Annotated in this window: 15 protein-coding genes; 9 read left to right on the top strand and 6 right to left on the bottom strand. The window is 33.1% G+C overall.

Annotation, left to right across the window (positions count from 1 at the left end; translation table 11 throughout):
* Positions 1-310 precede the first annotated feature (310 nt).
* On the bottom strand, positions 311-460 hold the full coding sequence (locus tag LJY09_RS08605) for a hypothetical protein (protein WP_155017187.1): 150 nt from the start codon (positions 458-460) through the stop codon (positions 311-313).
* A 316-nt stretch (positions 461-776) separates the two neighbouring features.
* Here LJY09_RS08605 and LJY09_RS27825 point away from each other — a divergent pair, with 316 nt between their 5' ends.
* The gene (locus tag LJY09_RS27825; protein ID WP_081732881.1) at positions 777-986 is read left to right on the top strand and encodes a VanZ family protein; all 210 of its coding nucleotides are present in this window, start codon (positions 777-779) and stop codon (positions 984-986) included.
* A 619-nt stretch (positions 987-1,605) separates the two neighbouring features.
* On the opposite strand, the gene LJY09_RS08600 is transcribed toward LJY09_RS27825, so the two are convergent.
* On the bottom strand, positions 1,606-2,109 hold the full coding sequence (locus LJY09_RS08600; RefSeq protein WP_028413792.1) for a DinB family protein: 504 nt from the start codon (positions 2,107-2,109) through the stop codon (positions 1,606-1,608).
* A 284-nt stretch (positions 2,110-2,393) separates the two neighbouring features.
* Here LJY09_RS08600 and LJY09_RS08595 point away from each other — a divergent pair, with 284 nt between their 5' ends.
* Together LJY09_RS08595 and LJY09_RS08590 are read left to right on the top strand one after the other, a co-directional pair.
* Entirely contained in the window at positions 2,394-2,846 is a 453-nt protein-coding gene (locus tag LJY09_RS08595; RefSeq protein ID WP_047751219.1) for a VOC family protein, read from the top strand.
* A 204-nt stretch (positions 2,847-3,050) separates the two neighbouring features.
* On the top strand, positions 3,051-3,524 hold the full coding sequence (locus LJY09_RS08590; RefSeq protein ID WP_028413794.1) for a hypothetical protein: 474 nt from the start codon (positions 3,051-3,053) through the stop codon (positions 3,522-3,524).
* A 351-nt stretch (positions 3,525-3,875) separates the two neighbouring features.
* Here the strand turns inward: LJY09_RS08590 and recA are convergent, their stop codons facing one another.
* Entirely contained in the window at positions 3,876-4,913 is a 1,038-nt protein-coding gene (gene recA / locus LJY09_RS08585) for a recombinase RecA (protein WP_028413795.1), read from the bottom strand.
* A 511-nt stretch (positions 4,914-5,424) separates the two neighbouring features.
* On the opposite strand from recA, the gene LJY09_RS08580 reads away from it, so the two are divergent.
* Both LJY09_RS08580 and LJY09_RS08575 read left to right on the top strand, forming a co-directional pair.
* The gene (locus LJY09_RS08580) at positions 5,425-5,775 is read left to right on the top strand and encodes an ASCH domain-containing protein (protein WP_028413796.1); all 351 of its coding nucleotides are present in this window, start codon (positions 5,425-5,427) and stop codon (positions 5,773-5,775) included.
* Positions 5,776-5,793: 18 nt separating this feature from the next.
* Entirely contained in the window at positions 5,794-6,228 is a 435-nt protein-coding gene (locus LJY09_RS08575; RefSeq protein ID WP_028413797.1) for a DUF2269 family protein, read from the top strand.
* 267 nt (positions 6,229-6,495) lie between these two features.
* Here the strand turns inward: LJY09_RS08575 and LJY09_RS08570 are convergent, their stop codons facing one another.
* From LJY09_RS08570 to LJY09_RS08560, 3 genes are all read right to left on the bottom strand, one after another.
* Positions 6,496-7,731 (bottom strand): MFS transporter, encoded by a 1,236-nt coding sequence (locus LJY09_RS08570; RefSeq protein WP_372454547.1) that lies wholly within the window; start codon positions 7,729-7,731, stop codon positions 6,496-6,498.
* Positions 7,732-7,751: 20 nt separating this feature from the next.
* Positions 7,752-8,858, bottom strand: a complete 1,107-nt coding sequence (locus tag LJY09_RS08565) for a HesA/MoeB/ThiF family protein (protein ID WP_028413799.1) — start codon at positions 8,856-8,858, stop codon at positions 7,752-7,754.
* Between the two features lie 332 nt (positions 8,859-9,190).
* On the bottom strand, positions 9,191-10,102 hold the full coding sequence (locus tag LJY09_RS08560) for a DNA-3-methyladenine glycosylase family protein (protein ID WP_028413800.1): 912 nt from the start codon (positions 10,100-10,102) through the stop codon (positions 9,191-9,193).
* A 160-nt stretch (positions 10,103-10,262) separates the two neighbouring features.
* Between LJY09_RS08560 and LJY09_RS08555 the strand changes: the two genes are divergently transcribed.
* From LJY09_RS08555 to LJY09_RS08540, 4 genes are all read left to right on the top strand, one after another.
* Positions 10,263-10,739 carry a DinB family protein gene (locus LJY09_RS08555; RefSeq protein ID WP_028413801.1) on the top strand — a complete coding sequence of 159 codons (477 nt, stop codon included), beginning with the start codon at positions 10,263-10,265 and terminating at the stop codon, positions 10,737-10,739.
* 96 nt (positions 10,740-10,835) lie between these two features.
* Positions 10,836-11,681 (top strand): isocitrate lyase/PEP mutase family protein, encoded by an 846-nt coding sequence (locus LJY09_RS08550; protein ID WP_028413802.1) that lies wholly within the window; start codon positions 10,836-10,838, stop codon positions 11,679-11,681.
* A 427-nt stretch (positions 11,682-12,108) separates the two neighbouring features.
* Positions 12,109-12,963 (top strand): hypothetical protein, encoded by an 855-nt coding sequence (locus tag LJY09_RS08545; protein WP_028413803.1) that lies wholly within the window; start codon positions 12,109-12,111, stop codon positions 12,961-12,963.
* Between the two features lie 736 nt (positions 12,964-13,699).
* Positions 13,700-13,933: a hypothetical protein gene (locus tag LJY09_RS08540; RefSeq protein ID WP_028413804.1), complete on the top strand. Its 234-nt coding sequence runs from the start codon at positions 13,700-13,702 to the stop codon at positions 13,931-13,933.
* The last annotated feature ends 49 nt before the right edge of the window (positions 13,934-13,982 follow it).

Here is a 13,982-nt window from a genome sequence, read left to right as displayed (position 1 = left end):
ACCCTGAAGAATATTGCTGTCGATAATAAACTAAATGTATAGGTCAACAGACAAAAAAATCATGACTCACTTTTACGAATTATTATTTCCCAGCTCTTTCTTACATTATGAATGAGTTTTTGTGTTTTTAAAAAGATATATTTTCACGAACAAAATATTCAAATCTATTGCAGAGTGTTAAAGAAATTATTATCGTTAATAAAATAAAAAGCCATCTAGTATTTGAAGTAAAGGTGGCTTTTTACTATAATATGCACGCACGTCCAGACATACATACTATATCTTTTCATACAATCACATGTAAAAAAGACTATAAGAATTTAAAGAAAGTATTAATAATAAAAATCACACTTAAAAGTGCAATAAAAACAATCAATTCAATTGTTTCCTCACTATCTTTTATTTTATACTTTAAATCTCTATCTTTAAGCTGTATGTTTTTCTTATATCCTAATTCCATATGATTAATTCCTTCCCTTTATGTATTCGTTTTAATTGGCATGTTTACTATTTGGCTTGTTTCCACATGTAAGTTAGCACCCTCTATACTGTGTTCTTATGCTAATGTATTCTCTACTTTAGCTGTTATATCATGAGCAGCGTCTACTCCCAAGATGGAATTTGCGAGAATGGAGATATCTACTACAGGACTCCATAATGTTTCCTCTCTTTTATCCTAACAAAGCAAGTTCAAGTGGGTCTATAGCAACCTTTTTGAAGGATTCTATAAAAATAAACCCCTATCAAGAAAGTTTCGTTAAGTAAAAAAAGTAACAATCTTAGATTTATCTGTTACATGTTTAATTGAATTTATTCAATATTTCATGGGACGTAGCTTAGATATAGACGATGTTCTACTTAATATGTTTGGAACAGTTATAAGTTATGTGGTTCTTTTAATAAATAAGCAAGCCAGTAAAATAAAAAAGGGCGACTATATAGATAGATGCCCTTTTTGTTCCAATAAGCTGGTTGATGGTAACTAAGTATATAATTTATAAAACAGAACAACCTCCTGTACAGGAGGTTGTTCTGTTGGGAATACGTTATTAGTCTGGCCAGATTTGTAGATTCATATACATATAACTTTAAAAATAAACATTGTGATGACTCTGTTTTTAAAAAGCAACCTTACTTAAGTTTTTTTAGTTAAGTAATTGATAAAGTATTTTATTTATTATTTATTTTTTACTATTTACACTTAGTGACGACAAAATAGTTCTTTTTCTACAAATTTTCCCAACTTGATATTACTAAATACCACTGAATTTAACGCTCATTCCGTTATCTAGATGAAATAAGAAGATACCTTTTCCTCAGAGTCCATTAGAAGAAATATTTTTTTCATTAAAACCCTCCAACTTATATTTATGGATTTATTTCTCTGAAAAGACAACAACAATAATTTAGTGGATAGCGTAACAACGATGGTTGGTTAAATTTTTGTGATTCTAGCTGTGAACGTCTTCAGCAACACGTTCACCAATATCCAGCACACGCGAGATGTTTTGCACAATTTCAGGAAGCCCGATCACGGCCTCTTGGAACATCCAAATATAAGCTAGGACTGCAAATATGCTCTTCGTGAAATGATTTCTTAATTTATTATTTGAAAGGTTCTTTTTCAGGTAATCCCAATATGTCCGTATTTTTAGGTGTATGTCCTAATAGACGTAACATAACTACAATTTGTCCTTTATGATGTGATTCGTGAGTAATTGAATGGGTAAGCAATTGACGAGGTGTCTTTCTTACAAAACCACTGTTTGCTCTCCAAGCAAGTTCTTTTTCGATAGACTCATCAAATTTATCTGTGAATTGCTCCAATACTTTTTCTACATATCTATCAGCCTGTTGAAAATAATGCTGAATATCGTCTATTTTCATAGTATTAATTACTTCTTTTGTGAATAGTGGTGATGATGTTTCTGAAAGCACAAAAGAACCTAACCAAGCATGGTAGCAACCTGCCACATGAACTAGAGAATCTCTAATATTTTGAAAACCAAATGCAAACTCTTTCGTCAAGTCACCTTCACTCAATTCTCTACACTGCTCTAATAAAGTTTGTCGTGCTTGTTTTACCCATTCATATTCTAGCTTTTCCATAACAATCCCACCTCTCAGACATATAATGAAAAATTATTCTTTACTATACACTCTTTAGAATTATTATTACACCCATTTTTTCATTAATTAGTTAAGTAAATGATAAAGTACTTCGTGTATTAATGACAAATAGATCATTTTTCTACAAAAAATATAAAGTATACAACAAATATGGCCTAGTGACAGGATAGGAATGTTTTGTTTGAAAGGAATTTGTAACTTTTAAATAGAATGATTATGAAAATGGACAGATAATAAAATTTTACACATAAGGAGATAAAACTATGGAAAAAAACAACCTACTAAGAATGGACAATGTCAGCATCGTTGTAGAATCCCTTGATGACGCAATTTCTTTCTTTAAGGAGATTGGCTTGAGTCTCGAAGGGCGGGCCACCGTCGAAGGTCAATGGGGTGGCCGCGTAACGGGATTGGGTTCTCAGCGTGTAGAGATTGCGATGATGGTCACCCCGGATGGTCACAGTCGGATTGAACTTTCGCGATTTCTCAGCCCACCTACTATATCAGATCACCGGAATGCTCCTGTAAACGCTCTCGGCTATCTACGCGTCATGTTCACTGTTGAAGACATTGACGAAATGGTGTCCAGACTTACTAGATATGGCGCTCAGCTCGTTGGCGAAGTGGTTCAGTACGAGGACTCGTATCGTCTCTGCTACATTCGTGGAGTAGAAGGACTTTTAATCGGTTTGGCAGAGCAACTCAGTAACAAATAAGTAAGTGACGTTTTATAAAAGTCTTTACTGAAATGTACGTTTAACCTATCTGAATCTTCAATAGATCGAGATTATTTTCAGGTTTTTTCAAACCTTTATTTTACTTTTTCGCCCCCCTATATATACTTAATTATGGAATTTTTGTTTTAATATTCATAAAAAGGGTATTAGTTCTAAGAATCAACTAAAATAGGAGGAGATCAAATGAGAAGAGCGAAACAAGCTGTTGTAGCTTCTGCTGTAGGTTTAGCTATGTTAGCGACGCCATTAGCTCTACCGAATTTAGGAGGTTCTGCTGGCTCCGCAGAAGCTGCAGAAGTTGGAGGAGACGTAGCGATTGATCCAGTAGCCATAGGACAAGCGATTGCAGATGCGGCTAAAACGGCCGACAATCGAAGTGGTTTTGTTAAGGGAGCGATGGAAAAAGCTTTCTTTGAATCGGGTCAGCAGTATAATGTGATAGTAATGAATTTAAGTCAAGGTTATAATTCCGACCAGTTACAAGGTGTACAATATTTTGATACCGTAGATTATGATGGTATCACGTTCGGGGTCTGGATATTTGAAGAAGGAACGTTTATTAATGAAGGTGATGGAGGTTATGATAACTGGGCCTTTAGAGGTTGGTTTGAACGCACGGGGGACGATGAGAAAACGGTCAACTTCCATAGACCTTGATCTAATTAAACAGAACCCTATTTAATTAAATAGGGTTCTGTTTGTTTGCTATAAGAATTTTTCTGTTTAAAGAGATTGCAATAAAAAGTCTAGTATAGCGCTTTAGACAACAGTATCTCAATTAGAAATCTTGTTCCTTCCACAGTAGCCCAATTTTTTGTTTTCTCTGCAAAACCTTTTCTAGATAACGTTCCGTTATTTTACGATCACTGTGGCCAAGCTCCTTTTGAATTAAGACAATATCAGCTCCCTGCTGGCTACTATAAATCGCATAAAATGACCAAAATAATGAAGTGAAATCAGTGAAATGGATGGGCTTGAAGCTGCCGGGAAAGGCATTTTAAGCTTTTATTAGCTTTCGTTTTCACTATCGCTATCGTTATCAATATCATTATCGTTGTCAGTATTACCATATTTAAAATCAATAATGTTTTTTCTAATTTCTTCTCTGATTTCAGGGTTTTCTTTTAAGAAAACCTTAGCGTTTTCTCGTCCCTGCCCTAAACGTTCCCCATTATAAGAAAACCAAGATCCAGACTTTTGAACAATATCTACTTCAGAACCAATATCTAAGATTTCTCCTTCTCTTGAGATACCTTCTCCATACATAATATCTACTTCAGCAATGCGGAAAGGAGGTGCCATCTTATTTTTGACTACTTTAATTCTTGTTTTGTTACCAACTATGTCATTTCCCAGTTTAAGTTGTTCAGCGCGGCGAACCTCAAGGCGAACGGAAGAATAGAATTTTAGCGCTCTTCCGCCTGGCGTTGTTTCAGGATTTCCAAACATAACGCCTACCTTCTCCCGGATTTGGTTGATGAAGATAGCAATGGTTTTAGACTTATTAATTGCTCCAGATAGTTTACGAAGGGCTTGAGACATCAAACGAGCTTGTAGACCTACGTGAGAATCTCCCATTTCTCCCTCAATTTCTTTTTGAGGAACTAATGCTGCTACTGAGTCAACAACAATAATATCTACAGCACCACTTCTAACTAATGCTTCAGCAATTTCAAGTGCCTGCTCACCAGTATCTGGTTGAGATAACAGTAACTCATCAATATCTACACCTAGTTTTCTTGCGTAAACTGGATCAAGTGCGTGTTCAGCATCAATAAAGGCAGCTCGACCTCCATTTTTTTGTACTTCTGCAATCGCATGTAAGGAAACTGTTGTTTTACCTGAGCTTTCGGGTCCGTACACTTCCATGATTCTTCCTTTTGGATAACCATTAATCCCAAGAGCGATATCTAAAGCTAATGAACCTGAGCTAGATGCCTCAACTTTTGTATGTGTGCCTTCCCCCATCTTAATAATTGATCCTGTACCGAATTGTTTTTCAATTTGTTTTAGAGCCATATCTAGTGCTGCTTGTTTATCATTCATAATTTAAAACCTCCGATTGTTAGTACGTTTACAGTAAACGACAATGTATGTGGATAAATAATAAGGATTGGCTCAAATGTTTTTGCTCCGTGCGAGAAAATTTTGTGTTTAACTGTCTTGGTTTATTCTGTTGTTCCTTTATTTATCTCTAAACCCTTAATATCGAACAAATGTTCCTGTTGTGTAATCATACAATAAACGCATCTAGTTGTAAAGGAGAAAGTTTTGTACAAACCAGCCAAAGAAATATCTTTTTTGTAAAAAGTAGGTTTATACCTTTAATACTTACAGTTATTGAAACTTCAATCTATAAAATAACCCTTATTATACGAACAAAGAATAATTCATTCTCTTATATACATTATGTTATGTACTTGGACTATCGAATAAGAAAAGGGATAAATTATAATAGATTTATTAGAGAAAATTTCCACCTAATAAATTCAAATGAAATTCGTCGTTAAAAATATGATACATTAAATACGAGACAAGATATGAAAGGAGTTTTTTAATGAGTAACCATGAAGCACAAAATGAATTGCCACCAAAAACATGTGCAATCGATCGACTTGTAACAATGCCGGATGATGTAAATAAAGTAATCAAAGGCAGCAAAACAGCAACTCGCCGAAATGGAAGATATGCTGATGTAGGAGAGATAATGGTTTTAGAAGATCAAAAATTTGTAGTGGAACGAGTTTATTCTCAATCACTAGGTGAATTAACCGATGAAAATGCTCGCCAGGAAGGCTATGCTACAGTAGAGGAATATAAACAATCTATTTTGTCTTATCATCCTGGGATGCCTTGGCTTCCGCAAATGAGGGTATGGGTGCATGAGTTCAGATTAGTCAACGATTGATAGGTAAAAGAAATGGATTTGTTGTACCGTATATTAGTATATATTCATGTTTCTAGTGTCATTTTATCGATTGGTCCTTTCTTTATTCTCTTGCCAATTGTTAAAAAATTACATAGTTCAAGAGAACAAGAAATGAATGCCTATTTGATCACATTTCAATCTGTTGTTAGGCTCGCAAAACATACGGGCCATGTTCTTGTTATCACAGGGATACTCCTCGTTATGTGTGGCCCATGGACGTGGACTACGCCGTGGATTATAATGACACTGATTTTCCTTTTTTGCTCCTTGTTCTTTCTGGCCCGTGCTTTTTCACCAACACTTCGAAAGTACAAGGAGGAAGGACAAAATAAAAAAGAACTGGCAACTAAACTAGAGCGATCTATTTGGATTTATATCATTCTATTAATGACTATGCTTTGGTTTATGGTCGGTAAGCCAACTTTTTGGTGACACCCATCCATTTGTCATCACTAAGAGTAAATAGTTAAACTGATTATTTTCATCAAATACTTTACGTTTTACTTAACATAACTCGTATTTTAGGTATGAAAAAAGATTTTTGCTTGTATATCAGATGCACATTTGGATTAAAAATAAAAAACCCCTATTAACCATATGTTAAAGGGGTTCTTACTTATTGTTTAAACTCCAAGTATGAAGTTCTTATAGAAGAATACACTAAATATCAATATGTTTCAAGTCAACCCGAGTAATTATCTACTTGTTGCTACTATTAATAGGTTGATCTATAGATTGTTGGGTCTCAAATAGAGAGGTCTTAATGCCGATTAAAGACGCTACAATCGTTAGGATGCCTGCTGAAATAAAAATTAAAGAGACGCTAATATATTCAGCTGCAATACCTGCTAACATTCCACTAATCGGTAAAGCCAAAAAAGCTAACATACGAGTTGAACTAATTACTCTTCCCAATAAGGCTGATGGCACAATCTCTTGCCTAAGGGTAAACCAATTAATTGCTAATAATGTTACCGAACCGACAATTACAATTCTACAGACTATTAACAAAATAACTGCAGTGTTTGAAAAAGTAAGGATAGTTTGCCCTAAACCTATTATTACACCACAATAGATAATTATATTTCCCCGTGGTAATTTATTTAGTTTATTTGCAGCATAAATTGCTACAAATGACCCTAAGGTTTGTAGGGAAAATATTAAACCAATATACTGTGCCGATAAATGTAAATTATCTTTTAGATGAAACATAAATAAAGCTTCCATAGCACCATAACCCACATTGATTAAGAATATGAGAATAGTCCCTATCAAAATCTTTTTAGTATTTATAACGTATTTAACTCCTTCAGCTATTGAATTCATTATAGAACTATTAACTGGATTCTGGCTTTTATATTTCTTAGTTATTAAGCCAATGAATATTCCAGAAAGAAAATACGTAAAAAAATTAAAATATAATAAGTTATGAGTTCCAACCAAAGCAATTAAAATGCCTGCTATTGAAGGGCCTGCAAAGGTTGTAATTGTCTCTGATAACTTGAATAAAGAGTTACCCTGTATTAAATTTTCACCTTCTAAAATTTCTGGTATGACTGATTCAAAACTTGGATGATAAAATGCACTCACAGCTGATATTAAAAAAGCTACCACATATACAATCCATATATCTAACACGTTTATTGAAGCTGCAAGAGGTATGATAATAATTAAAATGGCTGATAAAATATCACCTATTAATAAAATGTATTTCTTACTTATACGATCAGCTAAGGCTCCGCCTAACAAACTAAACAATACTTGAGGCGTAATTTCTAAAACAAATGTTAATGCCATTAAACTTGGTGATTTAGTCAAATCATATACTAATAAAGGCAGTGCGATTTGAAAAAAAGACGTGCCCAACTTACTTGTTGTGGCACTTAAAAATAAGCATAAAAAATCTCTGTTCTTTAGTACTTCATAAGATTTCAACATTTACCCCCCCATCATAATTATTTACCTGCTGTTACAGGTGCGGAATGGCAAACTGGACAATCCTCTTTCTTATTCCACTCTGAAATAGGGTAAGTTTGATATGTAAGGAAATTTAATTCCATCATTTTCCCTAATGATGTTGGAGTTTGAATACCTGTTACCAACCCTAAAAATTCATTTACAATAGCACCAGCCAACATAGCTACATTAGGACTAATCGCAGCATTATTTCGTTGAAAATTTATCTGATGCATACTGTCAAGTTGCTTATTAACTATAACATCACTTTCAATTATGGTTTGTTTATGACACTCTACACACCCAGTTTTTCCTGGTAACATAGAATAAAATCTGCCCCTTGTGTTTAGGACTCCACCTGAAACTAACGGCTTTCCTAACTTCACTACTGCTTCATTTACCCAGTCCTGTATATGAAGGGTTGGTTTATCGGCTACACAAATTACATAATCACTACCTTCAATATGTGCCATTACATCTTCAGCACATTCTATACGCTTATTAGTAACGTTTAAATTAACATTAGGATTAAAACGCGATATTCTTTCCTTTGCTAATTCCGTTTTTAACTTATTAATATCTTTTTCAGAATATAACAACTGTCTATTAAAATTGCTTAATTCCAAAGTATCAAAATCCAATGCATTAATGTTATGAAAACCTAATGCAGATAGATGATATAGTATTTGACTACCTAAACCTCCGATTCCGAGCAAAGCAACCTTTGTATTTATGATAGTTTCTTGCACATTGTACCTATTGTCCTCTAAAGACGTAAAAAGCGAAAAGTAATTAAGGTTTGCTTTGTATCTTTCGAGTTCATAATCTCCTATAGATTGAGGATTCAAAGAATTATCTTCTAAATATTTCTCTGTATCTAATGCCTTTATCCCTTCCAATACCTCATTTTCTTTTATGTTTGGATACTTTTCTTGGACTAAATGTATTATTTCTTCTATAGAATTTTTTCCGTTAATAAGAGAAATTAAATACTTAATACTTCCACTGGGATCTTCAATAACTCCTGCTACTCCATCTTCTTCACCAATATGGATTTCATCATTTATAAAAAATACAGGGATTGTCTCTTTGAACTTAGGTTTCATTTTCTACATTTCACTCCATTTCTCTTAATTATTGAAATAGGGAACTATCATATGATAGTTCCCTATATTTACAGACTTGAAGTTTAAACAATAAGTAAGTAGTTCACATAATGATAACGTTTTAGCCTGGAATACCGTTTAATACCGCAGCTTTATTAGTTGTTTTCTTAACTTTTACCTTCATAACTAACACCTCCATTTCTTAAAAGATATATTTATAATATTGCATTAAAAAGGCATTTTCAACAATTAAATCCAATTTTTATAATATTCAAACAAAAACAGGTAAATTATACTTTTTTTCGTTTATTTTAAACCGACAAATATTCCATTTATAATATTTTTTCTTGCATGTAAAACCAGCATAGATGAGTAATCCAGGTTTCCGCAGTTTTCCATTGAGTAGATATTTTTCTAACTTGTGATTCTGTTAATAATTCGTTATACTCATAAATCTCTCCTACTACTTTACGTATAATTAAATCTCCTGCGGGTAGAATGTCTTGACGTCCTATACCTCTCATTAGTATTGACTCTGCCGTCCATTTTCCTATACCTCTATGTTTCATTAAATAGCTACAACCCCCTTCACGATCTAATAAATATAAGCAACTTAAGTCTAGCTCCTCATCTATAATGGCTTTAGTTATTTCATGAATATATTCAGCTTTCCTTTGACTTAGCTTTAAGTCACGAAGTTGGTTTATATTTAACTTCATCACCTTGTGGGGGCATAAATCTGTATAATATTCACAGTTATTAATTATTATTTTAGCTCCTGTTTTTTCTAACAAACTCTTTTTAATCCTATGAGCAACTTTTGCACTAATTTGTTGACCGATGATTGCCCATATGATGGATTCGTAGACACTTCCTAATAAAACAGGTCTAAACCCTTCGTACATTTTTATTAATTTTCCTATCTTAGATTCATTAGCTATAGACTTTTGAGCTTTGTTTATATCTTGTTCCAGACAAAATATTGTGATAATTTTCTCCTTTACTAGTTGAACCTGATTATTCTTAACTTCTTCACCAATAACTTTAACTTCCAAGTACTTACTATCGATTCCTTCGTCCCTAACTAGTACTAGGTACGTTCTTCCCCCTATTATAAAAGCTCTACAATATGTGTTTTCAATAACCTTCTCGATTACAAAAGAGGGCGAGTTTTTTATGTACCTTAAAATTAAATCAAAATTATATATGCTTGGTTTATTAATTCTAATTATTTTTTGTCTCATAACTTCCTCCTAATTTTTAATAAATCTATATTAACAGGCTTTCTTGAAAAATTAATGATTAATCTAAATAAACAGATAATATTTATAAAACCATCCATATTTTTCATTGTAAGACTTTGGATATGTTATATTTATAGTAAAATTAAAGGAGTGAGCGAAAATGGATGCGATGAGTTTTATTTTACTAAACTTTGAAGAAGTGAGACGTCGAAGTATAAAAGTATGGATGTCAATACCTCAAGATAGGTTAGACTGGCGCCCTGATCCAGAAGCAATGTCATGTAGGGAGATGATACATCATGTTCTTGAAGGAGAATACCTCTATCATCAAATGTTAGAAAAACCCCTTAACCTTTCTCTAACAGAGGAGCATAATCCTTATAAGGCAGTAACATTTAGTTCTGTTGAAGAAGCATTAAAGTTTGCTCAACCATATAGGGAAAAATTTATAGAGTTTTTAGGACTCCTTAAAGAAAAGCAGCTAACAGAGATAAAAATAGACCGATCGGAGATGGGATATATTCGAGAGTTAGGGGACATGTTGTTACGAGTTGCTTATCATGAATCAGTACATACAGGACAACTTTTAGATTATTTAAGAACTGCAAAAGTTAAACGTCCTATAATATGGGATTAAGTTTCTGATTAATCTCCCGTTGTTTTATTTTTCTCTGCTCTAAAGAACGCTCATACAAAGCCATAAAGTTGTTTACTTAAAGGGGGAAGAACCATTGTGAATAATGAAAAGCAGTTACTTAAATTTCAGACGTTTCAACAACTTCACAAAAGACCCTATACTTTTGTATTGCCTAATGCTTGGGATGTTATCAGTGCTAAAATTTTTGAGAAAAATGGGTTTCCAGCTATTGCAACAACCAGTGCTGGCATAGCAATGTCTTTAGGATATAATGATGGTGAAAAAATCCCTTTTGAACAAATGTTAGGAGCTGTTAAGAGAATTATTAATTCCGTCAATATTCCTGTCAGTGTAGACCTAGAGTCTGGCTATGGAAGGTCTACTAATGAAGTGGTAGATAATACAAGACAAATTATTTTAGCAGGAGGAATTGGTATAAACCTAGAAGATGGGACGGGAGATTTAGATAGTCCTATTTTAGATGTTTCGTTGCAAGTAGAAAAAATATCTGAAATTAGATTACTATCCAAATCGCTAAAAGCCCCATTATTTATTAATGCGCGTACTGATTTGTATTGGTTAAATACAGGAGATCCGGATCTAAGACTTCAAGAAGCCATCAATAGGGGAAAAGCATATCAAAAGGCTGGAGCAGATTGTATTTTTATTCCTGGACTATATGACATGGAGTCCATTAAAAAAGTTCGACAAGAACTATCTTGTCCCATTAATCTTTTGTCTGGGCCAAACTTGCCTTCTATTAATACATTATCCCAAGTTGGTATTGAAAGAATAAGTACTGGATCCGCCCCTTTTAGAGCAACTGCTACATTATTACAAAGAATTACTGAAGATATCCTTTATGATAATAATTTTCAACGATTAATGAATGATAATATGAGTTATGATGCGATAACAGAACTAATTGGGACTCCTGAATAGAATTGATCAAATTTAATTTAGCTTGCCTTTATAGAACTGGTAGGACTACTGAAATATACAGTAGTTCTTTTGCTGTTTGAACTATGTTTAAACAGCTACCATAAAACGTTTTATAGATCGTTGATATAACAACTATTTTCTTTCAGGTGATTGAAGATATGATGTATAAAAATCTCCCCTTTTATACATGTGCTCGTCATGGAAAAGATAGTCGTTATCGTATAAATATGTTATCATTTATCTAAAGTTATAGAGTTATCTCAAAAAGCAACCTCACTCGAATGCCATTAAAGACTGAGGTTGCTTTTTCTTTTTTAAATAAAATTAAAATAATTGTGTTAACTCAAAAGGTAAGTTAGTTGAATAAAATATTAATTTACTATCTAAGTAGTAACCGCGTTTTTATTCTACAAGGAGGCCTAGAATGATGAATCTAATCGATAAGAAAGTTACACACAAGCATTTTGGAACAGGTACTATAGTTAAATATAATGATTCTAGTATTGAAATAAATTTCGCATCAGAAAACAAAAAATTTGTTTTCCCCGATGTATTTGGAAAGCACCTAAAACTGCATGATAAAAGTGTTGCTCATTCCCTGGAAAAAATTTTAGAAGAAAAGGAAACGGAACGAAAAGAGGAAGAATGGAAGAAGGAAGAAGAAAAAAAATTACAGCGAAAAAATCAGGAACTTCGCTGGGGACATGAAAAACTTATGAAAAACCATAAACTTCATCCTGAATCACAAATGGTTTTTTGGTGCGACACAGAAGAACAGAATAGTTCTTTTTCAGAGTGGACGGTTTTTTCAGGCGTAATAAAAAGTGGTAATTACAAGGGGAAGCCAACCAAACCCACCCGCCTACATCAAAATAGCGCTGTCTTGTTAACAGCAATAGATTCCAGTATGCCTGAAAAAGACAGACGCATCTTAGGTGTCTATATGGTCAATGAAAATTTTATCGGTAAGCTTTGCGAAGATGGATATATTCCTGCTCATTCAACGTACAGACTCCAACTTACAGAACAAGAATCCAATCAGATGCTTTTCTGGAAATATTATATAAACGAAAAGAACTCCCAAAAAATGGTGTGGAATACAGGTAAATACCGTTATTTTGATAATTCATGGATGGCTCAAATTTTGCTTGATATAGTTTCATTGAAAAGTGACTCAAACGAACGAGAGCAGGCACAGCAATTTTTTGAACATTTTTGCAAAATGAATTTGATAACGGATCAAGATTTACCAAAGCCTAATGGCGCATTAATGCGTATTTAGACGTTAGCCCACAGGTAATTAATTAAGAATGAAAAAAGACAGACGCACTTTTCTGACCCATTGCTAATGACGAACAGTGCCAGGCTCTGTTTGCCAATAAAAGCGTAAATAAAGAATCTACTGCTACGTGTAAAGTAAAACAAGCAGGCTCTTAATAATTAAGAATCTGCTTGTTCTGCTCTACATAAGGACTATCAGTAAGTTATTTTATTTTTTTCTAAACAGGTACATATCTAACAACATATCAACAAGCAATAAATTAAGCTAGTACGTTTATTTTAATATACAGTTGAGCTAGATAGAATATCTTTATGAAAACGTACTGTTTCAGAACTATAGGCAGTCATATTTAGTACACTTTTTACAGAATATGATATGAGGACTACCCCATCTTTCAGTGTACTCACCCAACAAGGATGAAAGGGTATTAAAAAATAAGATTGCTTATCAAGTTTTTCTAAAACAAATGGTGCTGGGGGAGCTTTTTATTTTTGCTACAATTCTTAGAAAGAAGTATTTGATATTATTAAAAACGCTAGTTACAGCAATTATAGGAGGTATTCATTTTTTAAACTTTTGTAAAATTATCCACTTGAGAGAAAGCAGACAAAGAAAATATAAATCATATTATACATAGCTTTTCCTTTTCTATTATCTTCCTTACCCTACTCCTAGTTACTGAAACTTTCCCTTAAAAACAAAGAACAGCTAATATTTTTAAATAAGGAGTTTTTAAATGAGTAATTATGAAAAAACTAAGAATAACAAAAATATAATTTTAGGTATTATATATGCTCTAATTGTAATATCTGTATATGCATTTAACTTACATCTACAGATAGCTTTGTCTATACTTACTCTTGTCATAATATTTGAACTTGTAACCTCAATAAAAGAAGATGACAAAGCTAAAAATGTTATAAACATTATTACCATATGTTTATTTATACTTGGAATTGTTTTTCTCTAACTAGTACTTACTAATAGCTAACAATATAAAAAGAGCAAAGGCTTCTTAT

It is taken from the genome of Priestia sp. J2, from assembly GCF_020790095.1.
GTDB lineage: Bacteria > Bacillota > Bacilli > Bacillales > Bacillaceae_H > Priestia > Priestia zanthoxyli.
This window is presented reverse-complemented; position numbering and strand designations above follow the sequence as displayed.